We start from the raw sequence: 617 nt of genomic DNA, 5'->3' as shown, positions 1-617 counted from the left end.
TCGGTGAAACCGCTCCACGACTCCGCGATCTTGCGCTCACGGAAGTTGTAGTGCGCCACACCACGGCGGCCGACGATGAAGACGTCGACCTCCTTGCCCTCGCGCTCCAGGCGCGCGGTCAGCTGCTCCGCCGCCTTGATGGCGTTGGAGTTGAAGGCGCCGGCGAGGCCACGGTCGCTCGTGAGGAGCAGCACCGCGGACCGCGTGACCGTCTCGGCCTGCGTGGTCAGCGGGTGCTTGGTGTTCGAGCCGGTGCCGACCGCCGTGACCGCGCGGGTGAGCTCGGTCGCGTACGGCGTGGAGGCCGCCACCTTGCGCTGCGCCTTGACGACGCGCGAGGCGGCGATCATCTCCATCGCCTTGGTGATCTTCTTGGTCGCGGTGACGGATCGGATGCGACGCTTGTAGACCCGGAGCTGGGCTCCCATGAGTCAGGTCCCTTCCTTACGTCACTTGGCCGCGGCCGGGGCGTCCTCGCCGAGAAGCTTGCCGTCCGCGGTCTCGAACTGCTTCTTGAACTCCGCGATGGCGTCAGCAACGGCGGTGAGGGTGTCGTCCGACATCTTGCCGCCCTCCTTGATGGAGGTCACAGGCGATCCGCTTCTCTGGTCTGGCAT

2 protein-coding genes are annotated in these 617 nt (G+C 67.3%); both read right to left on the bottom strand.

Going from position 1 to position 617, the window contains the following annotated elements:
* A partial coding sequence (locus tag EAO76_RS31235) for a F0F1 ATP synthase subunit gamma (protein ID WP_187438849.1) occupies positions 1-428 on the bottom strand: 428 nt, incomplete at its 3' end.
* 21 nt (positions 429-449) lie between these two features.
* On the bottom strand, positions 450-590 hold the full coding sequence (locus EAO76_RS44905) for a hypothetical protein (protein WP_187438923.1): 141 nt from the start codon (positions 588-590) through the stop codon (positions 450-452).
* Between the last annotated feature and the right edge of the window lie 27 nt (positions 591-617).

The organism is Streptomyces sp. sk2.1 (genome assembly GCF_008120935.1).
Lineage (GTDB): Bacteria > Actinomycetota > Actinomycetes > Streptomycetales > Streptomycetaceae > Streptomyces.
This window is presented reverse-complemented; position numbering and strand designations above follow the sequence as displayed.